The sequence below is a fragment of the Jeotgalibacillus sp. 10bf12 genome (assembly GCF_055597105.1).
In genome coordinates, this window is record NZ_CP200276.1 from 321,301 (window position 1) to 336,927 (window position 15,627).

Consider the following 15,627-nt stretch of genomic DNA (forward strand, 5'->3'; position numbering starts at 1 on the left):
CCAGATGAAACATTTAACTAAGCTGCTGTTGATCAGTTGTGTGTTCCTCGTACTGATGGGAATGGTACGCGGAGAATACCGTTCAAAGCAAAGTGCTGTTGCGGATGAAATGCACAAACTTAATCCTGCACATAATACTGATCTCTCATATATTGATTTTCTTACTTATCGCGTATTAAAAAATGGTTCAGCGCGCATTGCTATTCTGGGGAGCAGTGTGACAAAGGGGGTCGGCGCAAGCGCTCCTTCACACAACTGGAAAGCGCTGCTGCAAAATGAAATCCGCAGCACGTCCAGACCGCTCCGCCACGTAACCATTGCAAATCACGGGCACTCCGGCTACACCTCTGAAATGCTGCTAAGACCGGAAGTCATTGAAGGCGTGATTAAAAGCAGACCGGACCTGTTAATTCTTGAGACATCCGTTATTAATAATTATCGTCAGAATGTACCTTTGGATGTGACTGAATCATCACTGGAAGAATTGTATCGTACATTTACCCAGGCAATCCCCGGGCTTGAGATCCTGTTTATTTCACCGAATCCGATCCTAAAAACAAACCTGACAGAATCAGGTCTGAATGAACTGGGCTTAACATTTGCAGATTACAACAACCTGACAAAAGCACTTGCCGCTGAAAATGGCTGGCACTATTTCGATACCCATGACGCGATCTTAAACGAAATGACTGAACGCAACATCGCCATTGAAGATATGCTGGCTGACAAAATCCACCCGAATGATCTTGGATATGAAATGTGGTTTAATCAGCTTTATCACAATAAGATGACATTGCCGAAGTTTGGAGAGTAATGTAAAAGAGCCGGAGACCAATCTCCGGCTCTTTTACATTGTTCAGGCGTTCCCAGTGCCGCTGCTTCACCCGCCAAATATTGTTGCAAAAATAAATGTAAACAAAATCGGTGCAATCCACACAATTGGCAGACTGTTCACAAGGAGCATCTTCTTCCAATTGTACTTGTGATATGACATCCATGAAATCACAATTGCAATCATCAGGATAACGGGATAAGACCCGACAGCATAGAGCACCATACGTCCTGCAAATGATCCGTCCTGCTCAATATTCATCAGCGATACGCCGTAGAATGTAAACCAGATCGGCAGGAATAATACATAAAAAAACTGGCTTCCGAATAACAGCAAAGCCACTTTGGCATTTTTCAACAGAAGGTCCTCCTCTAATCTCTCTTTAAAGCAAATAATATCATAAAGTCACCGTAACCTTCTTCTTCGAGCCGCTCTTTCGGAATAAATCTGAGGGCTGCAGAGTTAATGCAATAACGTAAGCCGCCTTTATCCTGAAGTCCATCTTCAAACACATGTCCGAGGTGAGAATCAGCATGCCGGCTTCTGATTTCACGACGCGTATTCTTTGTGGATACATCCCACTTCTCTTCCACCATCGAGTCGGTAATCGGCTTTGTAAATGACGGCCAGCCACAGCCAGCGTCATACTGATCCCGGGATGAAAAGAGCGGCTCACCGGACACAATATCCACATAAATCCCCTCTCGCTCATTATCCCAGTATTCATTTTCATAAGGGTGTTCTGTGCCATTTTCCTGCGTCACAAAATACTGTATATCAGTCAGCTTCTTTTTTAAATGCGTTCTGTCTTTTGGCCAGTATGTGCGCTGGAACTTTTCGCGTCCTGATCCTTGCACATAGAGCGCATAACGAAAGCTGTTTTTCAGATCAAAATCCTGGTGAAAATCCTCTGCCGGGTAAAAAGATCCCGCTTCCCTGATCTCTGTTACAATCGGTTTTTCAAAACGGCCGCTCCCAGCAAGTTTATCTCTGGACTGCACCGCCGCCTGTCTTTGCTCAGCTGTGTACGTAAAAACAATTGATCTGTACGCATCACCACGATCTGAGAACTGCCCCTCTGCATCAGTCGGATCAGTCAGTGGCCAGTAAATCTCGAGTAATTCCTGATAAGAAATCCGCTCAGGGTCGTACTCGATATAGACAGCTTCCACGTGACCCGTACCACCATTTTTCACCTTAGAATAGACAGCGTCTTCTTTGGCGCCGCCGGTATAACCCGAGACCACATTCAGCACGCCATCACGCTCTTGAATCGGTCTGACCAGGCACCAGAAACAGCCGCCGGCAAACATTGCTTTTTCCATTCCACTCACCTCTACCTGTTCCCGCGCTGCAGATAGCTCATCCAATAGCATACAACTGCTGCAGCAAGCGTTTTTTCATCTTCAGAAAGCTGGTCCCCCACTTTGACTAGGTCAAGGGCTGTAGAGTTTTGAAACTGCGGTTTCATTGCGTAATCGAAATAACCGTGTCTATACGAGACGAAGAACCTTCCGTCCTGAGTACTGATATCAAAATCTCCAACCATTGATTTCGCCTTTACTTCACACAGTAATTCGTCATCAGCTGTATAGATCGATCCATTGATTTTGGTCAGTTTTCTTTCTTTTTTAAAATAACCTGCAGTCCTGCCAATGTGATCCCTGATTTCAAGTACAGTGCTGCCTTCTTCTTTTCTCTTCTGAAAAGCCACTGCAGGTTCATTATGCGAGGTAAAGATCCCTGCTGTAAAAGAAAAATATGTTTCCAGACCGGCAAAAGCCGCTGAAATAAGCTTTTTAATGATAGGCTGATTCACGATTTTATAAGCACCAATGTACTCCCCGTCTTTATCGAGAATCGTCATGGCCCCCGCTGAACTTCCGCCCCATTCAAAAATCCATTCATATTCATCAAGCATTGACCTGCCTTCAAGATCAGCAGCCTCCGCTAACCACTTTGCCTGTTTTTCTTTCGATCTTATGTAAAAGTACGGAGACATTCCGATTGCAAATATCGGAAATGCTAAGGCACTTAAGAATTCAACTTCCATATAAAGCATGAGCGCAACAACTGCTCCCATAAAAACAAAGCCTGAAATCAATGCGACGTTCTCTCTTTTCATCATGGCCACCCCCACTAGTCTAGTTGTTTATACGGATGAGGGAGGGGATTGTTTCAACGATCTGAGAGATAGGCGGAGAATTGTCGCTGTTTAGGTCTCTCGTGTAGCAATCTGTTCCCAAATTGTAGCGACACATCCGGATACTTGCACCAAACCACACCAAGTTTGTCACAATCAACGCGCGCCCGGTAGCAATCATTCATAACCCACTCTCCTAAAAAGGCCCCCGACAAAAGAAAAACCCCCAGGCTCTTTGCCAGGGAGTGTGTCATTTATTTCAATCTATTTTTTAGATATTGTGTCAAAGTCGTTCTTAACATTTCCGACGTCAGCGGCAATATGTCTCCAGTTGACTTGCGTCCTTCTCTTGCCACTTGTAACCCTCTTGTTGCATCTTCGTGATGCCACAGATAGACAATCGGACATTTGGAATACTCTCTGATTTGACGGTACCAGTAAAAGCCGTCGAAAAAAGGCAGTTTCACATCCAAGAGCACCAGGTCTGGCTTTTCTTCGATGAAATGCTCTATGATCCGTTCAAAATCTGTGACCGGTATGGATTGATACCCCAGGTCAGAAACCTGCTCTGTGAGATCCAAGCGAAGGTCAGCGTTATCTTCAATAATCATGATTCGCTGCATGCTGATGACCTCCTAACTACTTCATTCCATAAGCCTGATGGTCACATTTATTAATCGATTTAAATATTAGAAAAAAATACGCTCCTTACATGGTAAAACAATAGATCAACAGATTACGATCTGTTGTTCCCATCTTTTCATACTTAACCGTTTTTGTCAAAGGCTGTAAGGGCAACTTATTTGTTTACCTCTTATAAATCGTTTTAAACGTGATACTCAAGAAATTCTAATTTGTTCCCAAAAGGATCTCTGACAAAAAACCTGGTTCTTCCTTCGATCGGCTGCTCTTCCTGAATCGTTATGTTCTCTTCAGATAAACGAATGCGAAGTTCCTCCAGATTCATTATAACAAAGGCTGGATGCGCCTTACGCGGAGGAGTAAACTGCTCCTCACGCCCGATGTGTATTTCCTGATGCCCACACAAAAACCAGCATCCACCGTTCCCACGAAGGTTAACAGGCTTAGGGGTTTCTTTCAACCCCAGCAGGTCAGAATAAAATCTGCGCGCTTCATCTTCGCTGCCTTCAGGTGCTGTCAATTGCACGTGATCAATGCCTTCAAACTGAAAACTCATCACACCATCCCCTTTATTTTTTCTTCTACTATTTTAATAAATTCAATTGGATTTTCTCTGACTTTATAAGGGTAAAGCCCGCGGGTCGTATGCACGTATAACAAACCAAAACTTCTCTGGCTTTCTTTATAGGAAAGGTCAAGAATTTCGTGGAAATAAAATTCATTGGAGTCGTCAGTCAGTTTTTGAGGGTAAAGGTGCAGAAAGCTTTCATGTTCAATGATGTGTTGTTCTTCCCACTCAATTTTACGTGTGATCATCACATAAGGATGCGAAGCAATGCGGCTGATAAAAAAACCTCCCTTAAATTCGATTACTTTCTATTATTTTAACGAATTTGACCCAAGAAAGATATCTGAACGGCTTAGTCATCAATATTTAATCTCACCGTAATCATTACTTCATTAAAGAAGTTTTACACAGATTTATTAAAAAAGTTTATTCCTACTGCTATCTATATTGTAAGCGTTACCATAGACTGAATTGCGTAACATTTTATAAAAATACGGTTGATTTTATTTTTATACATACCTATAATATGCCTAACATAATTTTTTGGAGTGATGGATGTGAAAGTTGGAATTATAGGTGCAACCGGTTATGGCGGTCTTGAGCTCATCAGGCTTTTACATCGTCACAGCGGAATTTCATCAATTGACCTGTTTACTTCTTCTGACGAAGGAGAGTTATTTTCTCATAAATATTCATATTTGATGAATATTTATGACACTCCTCTTCATAAAATCAGAATTGAACATTTAGCAAAACTGGATGTTATATTCACAAGTACACCAAGTGGCGTGACAAGCAGACTGTTGCCACCCCTGATCGGTAAAGGGCCTCGTATTATTGATCTGTCAGGCGACTTCCGGCTATCAGCGGCAGATTACAGTGAATGGTACGGAAAAGATCCAGCACCGGAAACTTCACTTGAGAAGTCAGTGTACGGACTGACTGAGTGGAACCGGGACGCTGTAAAAGACGCAGTTATGGTGGCAAATCCAGGCTGTTATCCGACAGCAGTGCTTCTGAGCCTGCTGCCCGCTGTTAAAAATGGACTGATTGACACTGACAACCTGATCATCGATGCAAAAAGCGGCGTATCAGGAGCAGGTAATAAGCCAAATCAAATGACTCATTTCAGCGAAACAAATGAAAGTCTTTCTATCTATAAAGTAAATAAGCATCAGCACATACCTGAAATTGAAACAGGCCTTGCCCGGTTTGCGGAGAAGACACGACCCATCACCTTCAGCACCCACCTTGTGCCAATGACACGGGGAATCTTGGCAGCCGCTTATGCACCGCTTGCTGACGGTGTAACTGAAAAGCAGTTGCAGGAATGTTATCAGGACAGCTACCAGAATGAAACGTTTGTGAGATTAATGCCTCCTGGACCAAAATTCAGCACAAACCAGGTATACGGCTCAAATTACTGCGACCTTCAAATTCACGTGGATCAGCGCACAAACCGCGCAACGATCGTCTCAGTAATTGACAACCTCGTAAAAGGTGCTGCAGGCCAGGCGATCCAGAATATGAACGTTCAGTTCGGGTTTAAAGAAACAGAAGGACTCGATCTGGTTCCTTCGTATATATAAGTCAAATTAAATTATTTTTTATGATAAGCACAGCTATTTACTTGCACAGCTGTGATTGCAGCGTAAGGCGGCGACTCCTGCGGCAGGAAGGGACGTGTGAGACCGAGCATGGCGAAGCCTGCGGGCTCACCGCCCGGCCGCGGAAAGCGTCCGCCTGAAGCGGAAATCAACAGCCAACGTTAAGAGCACCGCATTTTAAGGAGATGAAGTTTGTATGACGACTGTCTATCCATCAATCAAAAAAATTTCAGGTAATAATATTGCTTCGCCAATCGGATTTAAGGCTGCAGGACTTCATTGCGGCATTAAGCATAAAAAAAATGACCTTGCACTTCTCGTGAGCGAGGTGCCTGCAAATGCTGCGGGTGTGTATACGACGAATGCAGTGCAGGCCGCTCCTTTAAAAGTAACTAAGGAAGCACTGGCGGTTGAAAAGAAAATGCAGGCAATCATCGTGAATTCTGGTAATGCCAACGCCTGTACCGGAAAACAGGGCTATGTGGATGCGCAAACGATGCAGCATTTAACAGCGAACCTTTTAAATATCGAGCCTCACCTTGTAGGCGTTGCTTCAACAGGTGTGATCGGTGAAAAGCTGCCAATGGACCGCTTAAAATACGGAATTCCAAAACTGGAGCCTGCTGCCGGTCTTAAGGGGTCAATCGACTTTTCACAGTCGATCCTGACGACTGATACCGTTTCTAAAAACACTGCTTATAAAGTGGATATTGACGGAAAAATCGTAACCGTCGCAGGTACTGCGAAAGGGTCAGGGATGATTCATCCGAATATGGCAACCATGCTCGGCTTTATATCAACTGACGCTGCGATTGAATCAGATCACCTGCACAACGCACTGAAATCAGTTGTAGACCGTTCATTTAACTCGATTACGGTTGATGGTGATACGTCAACGAATGATATGGTGCTCGTGATGGCAAACGGGCTTGCTGAAAACGAGACACTCTCTCCTTCCCACCCTGACTGGAAAGTGTTTGTTCAGACACTTTTACATGTGTGTGAGGACCTTGGCAAGATGATTGCGAAAGACGGTGAAGGTGCGACAAAGCTGATTGAAGTTGAGGTGAATGGCGCGAAGAACGATGAGGAAGCACGTAAGATCGCTAAAACCGTTGTCGGCTCACCTCTTGTCAAAACAGCTGCATTCGGCTGCGATGCCAACTGGGGACGTATCCTTGCTGCTGTGGGCTATAGCGGAATGACGATTGATCCGGATGAAGTAGAAATTCTGATCGGCACCACACCGGTTGTCCGCGAGGGAGAGCCACTTTCCTTTTCAGAGGATGAACTGACAGAATATCTGAAGCAGCCTGAAATCAAACTGAAGGTGAATGTGAATCAGGGTGATGGAAAAGGACTTGCCTGGGGGTGCGACCTGACATATGACTATGTCCAGATCAACGCAAGCTACAGAACATAAAACTGTGATTAAACTCGGTGGCAGTCTGCTTGAGCGGCTGACACCAGACTTTTTTAAAAGCATTCGTCAAATGAGCGAGAGCGGCAAAAGGGTCATTATCGTTCACGGCGGCGGTCCGGCCATTAACCGTAAACTAAAAGAAGCGCAGGTTGAGACGTCTATTGTGAACGGTCTGCGCGTCACACCTGTTGAAGCGATTGATATTGTTCAAACGACATTGATCGGATCCGTGAATCCCTGGATCGTCCATCAGCTTGAACAGGCAGAGATCCAGGCAGTCGGCTTAAACGGTTTTGACGGCGGATTAATGAAAGCATCATTTCTAGACCAGAAAATATACGGCTACGTCGGACAAATTGATGAAGTCAACCCTGCACTGCTAAACCTTTTAAAAATTACTGTTCCTGTCATTTCATGTATCGGCAGAACAGACAACGGGCAGGCGCTGAACATCAATGCTGACACAGCTGCTGAAAAAATTGCCGCTGCTATCCAGGCAGATGAACTGCTATTCGTCACTGACACACCGGGTATTAAAGTGAACGGAAAGACCGTCACAACGACTCATCCCGAGGAAATTAACGGGTGGATTAAAGACGGCACTATATATGGCGGCATGATCCCGAAAGTCCAGGCAGCTGCCGGCTGTCTGGATGCGGACATTCCAGCTGTCCGGATTGTCAATGAAATGCTTGAAGGCACTACGATTTTAAAGGAGGTGGCTGTCAGATGAGTGCACTCTTTCAAAACTACGCGAGACGTACACTTCATATCGTAAAAGGTGAAGGGACAACTGTCTGGGACGATCAGGGGAAAACCTATCTTGATTTCACAAGCGGGATCGCTGTTGTAAGCCTCGGACACAGCCATCCGAAAATGGTTAGTGCGCTGCAGGCACAGGCTGAAAACCTCTGGCACATTTCAAACCTGTTTGAAAGTCCAGCCCAGGAAAAGCTCGCTGCTGATCTTGTAAAAGACACGCCACTTTCCCGTGCACTGTTTTGTAATAGCGGCGCTGAAGCGAATGAAGCAGCAATCAAGCTTGCACGGAAAGCGACAGGCAAGCACGTCATCATTACATTTGACCAGTCCTTTCACGGAAGGACAACGGGCGCTATGGCGGCAACCGGTCAGGATAAAGTAAAAGAAGGATTCGGTCCGCTCATGCCTGAGTTCCGGACGATTCCTTATAACAATATAGAAGCTTTAAAAGACGCAGTTGATGGTGATACTGCAGCCGTCATGCTTGAAGTCATTCAGGGTGAAGGCGGCGTAAATCCGATTGATGATGATTTTGCTGCTGCACTGCAGAAATTAAGTGAATCAGCAGGCTTCTTGCTGATCATAGATGAAGTACAAACCGGAATCGGCCGGACAGGTACGAGATATGCTTTTGAACAAACACCGCTTAAACCTGATATTGTTACACTGGCAAAAGGACTTGGCGGCGGATTCCCTGTCGGAGCGATTCTCGGAACTGAAGCACTGGCTGACTATTTCGGTCCAGGCTCACACGGATCCACGTACGGTGGCAACCCGCTCGCTGTCACAGCAGCCCAAACAGTCGTAGATCACGTATTTGATGAAGCATTCCTTGAGGAAGTCCGGCAAAAAGCAGCTTATCTTCGCGAACAGCTCGCTTCGCTTTTTGGACTTTCACAGGTAACACGTATTCAGGGTAAAGGCTTAATGCTTGGGATTGTACTAAGCACTGAAGCTGGACCCATTGTTAAAAAGGCTGAAGAAAACGGTTTGCTGCTCGTACCTGCAGGACCAAACGTGATCCGGCTCCTCCCTCCGCTGACAGTCAGCTACGAGGAGTGTCAGCAGGCAGCTTCACTGCTTGAGAAGACGATGATGCAGGTGGAATATACGGTGAGTTGAGGGTTCTTGAGGTTCGACGTAAAATCATGTGTGTTCGGCGTAAATCATCGCTGGTTCGACGTTCAATCACTCATGTTCGACGGAAAAACAAAACGGTTCGACACTCAGTTATCGATGTTCGCCACTTAGTGTAATTTGACCTATACTATCCGGGTAAATTGACCACCCGCGATCAAATCTAAATACCAGCTGTCCCGGAAGCCAACACCTTCCCGGACAGTATTCTTATTGACACAAATGAATAAAATTACATTATTATTTATATTTATTCATAAATCCACAGACTTTTACATCTATTCAAGCGTTGATTGGAGCGGGAAGGGGTGACTCCTGTAGCAGGAAGGGACAGGTGAGGCTTACGGCGAAGTCCCCCTGAAGCGGAAATCATAAGCGATTATTAGAAAATATCTATTTTAAAGGAGGCGGTTCTCATGAAAGGAACGCTGTCACTGTCGAACGGACAGTCATTTGAAGGAGCATGGAAAGGCGCAGTGAAAGATGTACAGGGAGAAATCGTCTTCTTCACCGGAATGACCGGTTATGAGGAAGTGCTGACTGACCCTTCCTACCATGGACAGATTATTGTATTTTCTTATCCGCTAATGGGTCAATACGGTATTCAGGAAGCAAATCTTGAATCAACAAAGATACAGCCTGCGGGCATTATCGTAACTGAACTTTATGAAGGGATACTTGAGCGAGGGGTTTCTCTTTTAGAGTTTGCCGTGATGCATAACGTCCCCATTATGTCAGGTGTGGACACGCGCTCTGTGATTCAGACGATCCGTGAAGACGGGACGATGCAGGCAGCGATGCAGCTTGAAGGAAAGCCGCTTCCTGCATGGAAACCGATTCGTACGTTTGTCGTGCCACACGTGACTGCAAAGACTGCAGTGACTCACGGTGAGGGCTCACCTCATATCGGACTGATTGATTTCGGCTATAAGAAATCCATTTTACAGGCACTGCTTGACCGCGGATGCAAAGTAACGGTTTTCCCTTATACAGTATCCACTGACGAGCTGATGAATATCCCTTTGGATGGATTACTCTTTTCAAACGGTCCGGGGGATCCTGCATCACTTATGCATAAAATTGATGACTACCGTGTATGGGCGAACGCATACCCGACACTTGGTATCTGTCTCGGTCACCAGCTGCTTGCGATTGCTTTTGGTGCATCTACCGAGAAGCTGGCATTTGGTCACCGCGGAGCGAACCATCCAGTGATGAACCTGAAGACGAAGCGTGTGAGTATGAGTTCGCAAAACCACAGCTACGTTGTAAAAATGGATTCAGTTCCCTCTAATGTAGAGGTTCTTTATACAAACGTAAATGACAGCAGCGTTGAGGGCCTGCAGCATAAGGAGCTGCCGCTGTTAACCGTTCAGTTCCACCCTGAAGCTTCTCCGGGACCGGCTGAGCATCATGAAGTTTTTGAAGCGTTTTTTAATCTGATTCAACAGGAAAAGAAGGTGTCACAACATGCCTAAACAGCAGGAAATTAAAAAAGTATTAGTGATTGGCTCAGGCGCCATTGTAATCGGTCAGGCAGCCGAGTTTGATTATTCAGGTACGCAGGCTTGTACTGCCCTTCGTGAGGAAGGCATTGAAGTCATTTTAATCAATAACAATCCGGCTACGATTATGACGGATGAAACGACTGCGGATCGCGTCTATTTTGAGCCGCTGACAGTAGAGAGCGTGAAAGCGATTCTTGAAAAGGAAAAGCCGGATGGTCTGCTTGCGACAGTCGGTGGTCAGACAGGGCTGAACCTTGCGATGGCACTGACAGATCAGGGCATCCTTGAAGCATATGGCGTAAAGCTCCTTGGTACTGATATTCACTCTATTAAAAAAGCAGAAGATCGAGACGCTTTCCGTTCACTCATGAAGGAACTGAATGAACCGGTACCCGACAGTGAAATCATTTACAACGAAAAAGAAGCGCTCGCTTTTGCAGATTTTTGCGGTTACCCGATCATCGTCCGTCCTGCCTACACGCTTGGCGGATTCGGCGGCGGTATTGCCAAGGACGAAAAAGCCTATCTATCACTAGTCAAACAGGGACTTTCTGCGAGTCCGATTCACCAGTGTCTTGTTGAAAAGAGTATTGCAGGTTATAAGGAAATTGAATATGAAGTGATGCGAGATGCTTCGGGCACATGTATTACGATCTGTAATATGGAAAACCTTGATCCTGTCGGTGTTCATACCGGTGATTCAATCGTGACCGCACCGAGTCAGACGCTGCACGACAAGGAATATCATATGCTCAGAACATCTTCCATAAAAATCATTGAAGCGCTTGGGATTGTCGGCGGGTGTAACATTCAGTTTGCCCTTCACCCATTAAACGGCGAATACTTCCTGATTGAAGTGAATCCGCGTGTGAGCCGTTCATCAGCACTTGCATCTAAAGCAACGGGTTATCCGATTGCGCGTCTTGCTGCAAAGCTTGCGGTCGGTTATCACCTGCATGAGCTGAAAAACCCTGTCACGGGTACGACATTTGCAAGCTTTGAGCCGGCACTGGATTACGTAACAGTTAAAATTCCACGCTGGCCGTTTGACCAGTTCAGTGATGCGAACCGCGAGCTTGGCACCCAGATGAAAGCTACCGGTGAAGTGATGGCGATTGAACGTTCGATCGAAGCAGCATTTCAGAAAGCGATCCGTTCACTGGATCAGAAAATTGACGGCCTCTTCCTCCCTGCCTTGTCAGGACTTGAAACACAGGCACTTGAAGTCCTTGTTAAAGAACCGGATGACCGTCGCCTGTTTGCGATTTTTGAGCTATTAAAAAGAGGCATTTCCACAACAACGCTTCACACCTGGACGAAGATCTCGCTTTATTACCTGTCAGTATTGTCAAGACTCGTAAAAGCGCAGCTTGCTTACGAAGACCTTGCCTGGCTTGAAGTGACAAAAGAGAAAATGCTTGAAGCAAAGAAGCTAGGTTTTACAGATAAGCAGCTTGCTTCTTTCTGGAACGTTCCAGCTGCTTTTGTAAAAGAGCAGCGTCAAAAGTGGAACATCACACCGTCTTACAGAATGGTGGATACGTGTGCTGCTGAATTTGAAGCAAAGACAAATTATTTCTATTCAACGTGGAGCGGAACTTCTGATGACCGTAATAGCAAAAAGCCGAAAGTAGCCGTGATTGGTTCAGGACCGATCCGTATCGGGCAGGGAATTGAATTCGATTACTGCTGTGTGCACAGCGTACTCGCTCTTCAAAAAATGGGCTACGAAGCTGTGTTAATTAATAACAATCCTGAAACAGTCAGCACAGATTACGAAGTAGCAGATGCGCTTTATTTTGAACCACTTTGCGCTGAAGATATTATGAATGTGCTTGAATTTGAAGGCATCAATGCTGTCATCGTTCAATTCGGTGGACAGACTTCAATTAATGTTGCAAAAGAGCTTGAAGATGCAGGCTACAACCTGCTTGGTTCATCGTCAGACATTCTCGATGAGATGGAAGACCGCGACCGTTTTTATACGTTCCTGAAAAAGGCCGGACTCCCGGTCATTCCGGGCTTTACTGCCAATCAGCAGGCTGAAGTATGGCAGGCTGCTGATGATCTGAGTTATCCGATCCTCCTCCGCCCGTCCTATGTGATCGGCGGAAGCGGCATGATCAAACTGAACAGCGACGAGGAGCTTGAAGCTTATTTAGCTTCAGCACAGATCGAGTATCCTGTACTCGTCGATAAATTTATTCAGGGAAAAGAAACTGAAGTGGACGTCCTGTCTGATGGCAAAAACGCCTGGGTGGCAGCTGTCTATGAACACATTGAAGGTACGGGCGTGCATTCAGGTGACAGCATTGCTGTAACCCCGCCGCTTTCACTGTCAGCTTCCATGCTTGATCAGGTATGTGATACGGCTGTTCATATCGCTAAAAAACTTGATTTCAAAGGGTTATTCAACATCCAGTTTGTCTGTCAGGACAGCGGATTATATGTCATTGAAATTAATCCGCGTGCATCAAGAACTGTGCCGATCAGCAGTAAATCAACGCATGTGCCGCTTGTCCAGCATGCAACCTCTTTGATGCTTGGTCAGCACCTGAATGATCTTGGTATTTCACAGTCGTTTAACGGCCAGCGTGGATTTACAGTAAAAGCACCTGTATTCTCACACATTAAGCTGCCGGGTCTTTCACCGGAGCTCACGCCTGTCATGACATCCACAGGTGAAGTCATGGCGTCTGACAGAGATCCTGAAATCGCCATGAAAAAAGCATTATCAGGTGCAAGTCAGCAGCTTGCTGACCTGTGGAATGGCGGCAGTATATTTATCACGAATCATTTTGAGACGTCACTGATCAAATCATGGCAGGAAAAAGGTTTTCTGGTCTTCACACCGGAGACGCTTGCTTTTGAGGAATGGATGGATCGTGACGATAAAAAAGCCGTCATTTCACTTGAAGCGGATCCTTCAGTGATCAGAACGGCGTCGATTCACAGACTGCACGTCTGGACGAGAAAAGAAACAGCGGAAGCATTTTTCAGCACGCTTCCCAAAAAAGGAGTTTTCGTATGAATATGCTCATTCCAACGCTTCAGCACAAAGATTTGCTGACGTTAAGAGACTATACATCAAATGAAATTTTAGAGCTGATTGAACTTGCAGCTGAACTTAAAAAACCTGAGAACAAGCACCTGCCTCTCCTGCAGGGAAAGGTGCTTGGGATGATTTTTGAAAAGTCATCCACCCGTACCCGTGTTTCCTTTGAAGCGGGCATGCTTCAGCTCGGAGGCCATGCAATGTATCTGAGCACAAGAGATATTCAGATGGGACGCGGCGAGACGATCGCTGACACTGCACGTGTACTCTCAGGCTATCTGGATGGGATTATGATCCGCACATTTGCTCAGAAGACCGTGCAGGAGCTTGCTGAAAACAGCTCAATCCCTGTCATTAACGGGCTTACTGATGACTACCACCCATGTCAGACGCTTGCAGATTTGCTGACTGTCTATGAAACATTCGGTTCATTTAAGCATAAAAAGATGGCTTATATCGGAGATGGCAATAACGTTGCACACTCCCTTATGATCGGTGCAGCCAAAACAGGGATGCACTTCACGCTTGCCTGTCCTTCAGGCTATGAACCTGATACAGAAATTCTTGCATATGCCCAGTCTGAAGGTGCAAAGACCGGCGCTGATATCATTGTGACGCACGATCCGGTTCAAGCTTCAACAGGCGCACATGTGATCTACACTGATGTATGGGCAAGTATGGGGCAGGAAGCTGAGCAGGCTGAGCGACTTCAGGCATTTGAAGGTTTTCAGGTGAATGAACAGCTAACTGCACATGCAGAACCGGATTATATTTTCATGCACTGTCTCCCTGCCCATCGCGAGGAAGAAGTAAGTACAGCCGTACTTGAAGGTCCGCATTCAGTGGTTTTTCAGGAGGCTGAAAACAGACTGCATGCTCAAAAGGCATTGCTCGTTGCTTTAATGGGAAAGTAAGCGTTGACCACTTTTATAGATGATAACCTGCACTTCATGCATTTAAGGATCAGTTTCCTACATGCATGAAGTGCTTTATCGTGTAAAAATTACGTGAATATGGCGGACGCAGCTCAATATGCTATAATAAACGGCATCAATCAATTGAACGGAGGCAGACGCAATGCTGACTTTTGAAGAAAAACTTAACATCATTGAATCATTTGAAGAATTAACACGGCACAACGTTTCACTCGGACGGGTTAATTTTCATTTTGAAGGAAGCATTCGTGAAAAGAAAACGGTTGTCTATCACCTTCATCCAAACGGAAACGGCTTTGTCTATACAGCCCACCTGAATGACTACCCTTCTGACGCTAAAGGGATGACCAATATCCGTGACTGCAGCGAAGGGGACCTGCGTACAATCATCGCAGCATCTATCGATTCCCTTCTGACTGAAGAACTTGCAGACTTTGTACCTTTCAGCGATGAGCCGTGGGTGAATGCAAACGGTCAGGAATTATTGTTAACACGTGAAGACGCAGATACATGGAGCGTATACGCAGACGACATGCTTGATGGGATCTTTACGACTTATGAAGAAGCTGCTTCTTATCTGGATCAGGAAGGCTTCTCTAAAAAAACGCGCTGATGGCGCGTTTTTTGTTTGGGGTTTTTGGGAGATTCAGGAGATGATGTGTGGTGTTCAGGAGATTACTTGGGGGGTTCAGGAGATTAACTCTGGTGTCCATGAAATTACGCTGTTGGTTCAGGAGATTTCTTCTACTGTTCCTGAAATTGTGTCATTTGAACTATACTCCAGTTAGACTGAAGCTGTATTAAAAGGTAATCTGGCATCGTGCAATGGACGGTTCTTAGAAAAACGGTAAATGTTCATAGAAAAACACCGGTGGTTTAAAGCTCACCCGGCTATGTTCGAAGAAGAACTTATACCCTTCGGAGAAAAAACACCTCGGTTCGTAGAAAAGTGTAATTCGACCTACGCTTGTTTATCGTTTCACGTCCTCCCCCCTCATTTTCCCTCACCAAAAAA

General features: G+C 45.5%; 16 protein-coding genes. 10 read left to right on the plus strand and 6 right to left on the minus strand.

Translation table 11 applies throughout. The features are described 5' to 3' along the window. The first annotated feature begins 4 nt into the window (after positions 1–4). Positions 5–814, plus strand: coding sequence for an SGNH/GDSL hydrolase family protein (locus tag DH10bf12_RS01460; protein ID WP_471736853.1), 810 nt, complete (start codon positions 5–7; stop codon positions 812–814). 66 nt (positions 815–880) lie between these two features. On the opposite strand, the gene DH10bf12_RS01465 is transcribed toward DH10bf12_RS01460, so the two are convergent. From DH10bf12_RS01465 to DH10bf12_RS01490, 6 genes are all read right to left on the minus strand, one after another. Continuing rightward, complete coding sequence (locus DH10bf12_RS01465; RefSeq protein ID WP_471736854.1) at positions 881–1,189, minus strand: hypothetical protein; 309 nt, start codon at positions 1,187–1,189, stop codon at positions 881–883. 14 nt (positions 1,190–1,203) lie between these two features. Then, entirely contained in the window at positions 1,204–2,157 is a 954-nt protein-coding gene (gene msrB / locus DH10bf12_RS01470; RefSeq protein ID WP_471736855.1) for a peptide-methionine (R)-S-oxide reductase MsrB, read from the minus strand. Between the two features lie 11 nt (positions 2,158–2,168). Then, positions 2,169–2,957, minus strand: coding sequence for a hypothetical protein (locus DH10bf12_RS01475; protein WP_471736856.1), 789 nt, complete (start codon positions 2,955–2,957; stop codon positions 2,169–2,171). A 272-nt stretch (positions 2,958–3,229) separates the two neighbouring features. Continuing rightward, positions 3,230–3,598: a response regulator gene (locus tag DH10bf12_RS01480; protein ID WP_471736857.1), complete on the minus strand. Its 369-nt coding sequence runs from the start codon at positions 3,596–3,598 to the stop codon at positions 3,230–3,232. 203 nt (positions 3,599–3,801) lie between these two features. Further along, entirely contained in the window at positions 3,802–4,173 is a 372-nt protein-coding gene (locus tag DH10bf12_RS01485) for a VOC family protein (RefSeq protein WP_471736858.1), read from the minus strand. Beyond that, positions 4,173–4,433, minus strand: a complete 261-nt coding sequence (locus DH10bf12_RS01490; RefSeq protein WP_471736859.1) for a hypothetical protein — start codon at positions 4,431–4,433, stop codon at positions 4,173–4,175. The genes DH10bf12_RS01485 and DH10bf12_RS01490 overlap by 1 nt, the downstream gene beginning before the upstream one ends. 309 nt (positions 4,434–4,742) lie before the next feature. Between DH10bf12_RS01490 and argC the strand changes: the two genes are divergently transcribed. From argC to DH10bf12_RS01535, 9 genes are all read left to right on the plus strand, one after another. After that, positions 4,743–5,774 carry an N-acetyl-gamma-glutamyl-phosphate reductase gene (argC, locus tag DH10bf12_RS01495; protein ID WP_471736860.1) on the plus strand — a complete coding sequence of 344 codons (1,032 nt, stop codon included), beginning with the start codon at positions 4,743–4,745 and terminating at the stop codon, positions 5,772–5,774. Positions 5,775–5,988: 214 nt separating this feature from the next. Beyond that, positions 5,989–7,215, plus strand: a complete 1,227-nt coding sequence (argJ, locus tag DH10bf12_RS01500) for a bifunctional ornithine acetyltransferase/N-acetylglutamate synthase (RefSeq protein ID WP_471736861.1) — start codon at positions 5,989–5,991, stop codon at positions 7,213–7,215. After that, positions 7,178–7,948 (plus strand): acetylglutamate kinase, encoded by a 771-nt coding sequence (gene argB, locus DH10bf12_RS01505; RefSeq protein WP_471736862.1) that lies wholly within the window; start codon positions 7,178–7,180, stop codon positions 7,946–7,948. The genes argJ and argB overlap by 38 nt, the downstream gene beginning before the upstream one ends. Then, positions 7,945–9,099 carry an acetylornithine transaminase gene (locus DH10bf12_RS01510; protein WP_471736863.1) on the plus strand — a complete coding sequence of 385 codons (1,155 nt, stop codon included), beginning with the start codon at positions 7,945–7,947 and terminating at the stop codon, positions 9,097–9,099. Before argB ends, DH10bf12_RS01510 begins: the two co-directional genes overlap by 4 nt. Before the next feature lie 431 nt (positions 9,100–9,530). Continuing rightward, on the plus strand, positions 9,531–10,592 hold the full coding sequence (locus tag DH10bf12_RS01515) for a carbamoyl phosphate synthase small subunit (protein WP_471736864.1): 1,062 nt from the start codon (positions 9,531–9,533) through the stop codon (positions 10,590–10,592). Then, a complete protein-coding gene (locus tag DH10bf12_RS01520) occupies positions 10,585–13,653 on the plus strand; it encodes a carbamoyl phosphate synthase large subunit (protein WP_471736865.1) in 3,069 nt (1,022 codons plus the stop codon). The genes DH10bf12_RS01515 and DH10bf12_RS01520 overlap by 8 nt, the downstream gene beginning before the upstream one ends. Continuing rightward, positions 13,650–14,591: an ornithine carbamoyltransferase gene (gene argF, locus DH10bf12_RS01525; protein WP_471736866.1), complete on the plus strand. Its 942-nt coding sequence runs from the start codon at positions 13,650–13,652 to the stop codon at positions 14,589–14,591. Before DH10bf12_RS01520 ends, argF begins: the two co-directional genes overlap by 4 nt. Positions 14,592–14,754: 163 nt before the next feature. Next, positions 14,755–15,225, plus strand: a complete 471-nt coding sequence (locus tag DH10bf12_RS01530; protein WP_471736867.1) for a hypothetical protein — start codon at positions 14,755–14,757, stop codon at positions 15,223–15,225. 40 nt (positions 15,226–15,265) lie between these two features. Then, positions 15,266–15,400, plus strand: coding sequence for a hypothetical protein (locus DH10bf12_RS01535; RefSeq protein ID WP_471736868.1), 135 nt, complete (start codon positions 15,266–15,268; stop codon positions 15,398–15,400). Positions 15,401–15,627 lie beyond the last annotated feature (227 nt).

What these genes read in the sequence shown, in the direction of transcription:
- DH10bf12_RS01520 (WP_471736865.1), top strand. Translation starts at nt 10,585, where the DNA reads ATGCCTAAACAGCAGGAAATTAAAAAAGTATTAGTGATTGGCTCAGGC.
- DH10bf12_RS01460 (WP_471736853.1), top strand. Translation starts at nt 5, where the DNA reads ATGAAACATTTAACTAAGCTGCTGTTGATCAGTTGTGTGTTCCTCGTA.
- DH10bf12_RS01530 (WP_471736867.1), top strand. Translation starts at nt 14,755, where the DNA reads ATGCTGACTTTTGAAGAAAAACTTAACATCATTGAATCATTTGAAGAA.
- DH10bf12_RS01510 (WP_471736863.1), top strand. Translation starts at nt 7,945, where the DNA reads ATGAGTGCACTCTTTCAAAACTACGCGAGACGTACACTTCATATCGTA.
- DH10bf12_RS01535 (WP_471736868.1), top strand. Translation starts at nt 15,266, where the DNA reads ATGATGTGTGGTGTTCAGGAGATTACTTGGGGGGTTCAGGAGATTAAC.
- DH10bf12_RS01515 (WP_471736864.1), top strand. Translation starts at nt 9,531, where the DNA reads ATGAAAGGAACGCTGTCACTGTCGAACGGACAGTCATTTGAAGGAGCA.
- argJ (WP_471736861.1), top strand. Translation starts at nt 5,989, where the DNA reads ATGACGACTGTCTATCCATCAATCAAAAAAATTTCAGGTAATAATATT.
- DH10bf12_RS01485 (WP_471736858.1), bottom strand. Translation starts at nt 4,173, where the DNA reads ATGAGTTTTCAGTTTGAAGGCATTGATCACGTGCAATTGACAGCACCT.
- argF (WP_471736866.1), top strand. Translation starts at nt 13,650, where the DNA reads ATGAATATGCTCATTCCAACGCTTCAGCACAAAGATTTGCTGACGTTA.
- argB (WP_471736862.1), top strand. Translation starts at nt 7,178, where the DNA reads ATGACTATGTCCAGATCAACGCAAGCTACAGAACATAAAACTGTGATT.
- DH10bf12_RS01475 (WP_471736856.1), bottom strand. Translation starts at nt 2,957, where the DNA reads ATGAAAAGAGAGAACGTCGCATTGATTTCAGGCTTTGTTTTTATGGGA.
- msrB (WP_471736855.1), bottom strand. Translation starts at nt 2,157, where the DNA reads ATGGAAAAAGCAATGTTTGCCGGCGGCTGTTTCTGGTGCCTGGTCAGA.
- DH10bf12_RS01480 (WP_471736857.1), bottom strand. Translation starts at nt 3,598, where the DNA reads ATGCAGCGAATCATGATTATTGAAGATAACGCTGACCTTCGCTTGGAT.
- DH10bf12_RS01490 (WP_471736859.1), bottom strand. Translation starts at nt 4,433, where the DNA reads ATGATCACACGTAAAATTGAGTGGGAAGAACAACACATCATTGAACAT.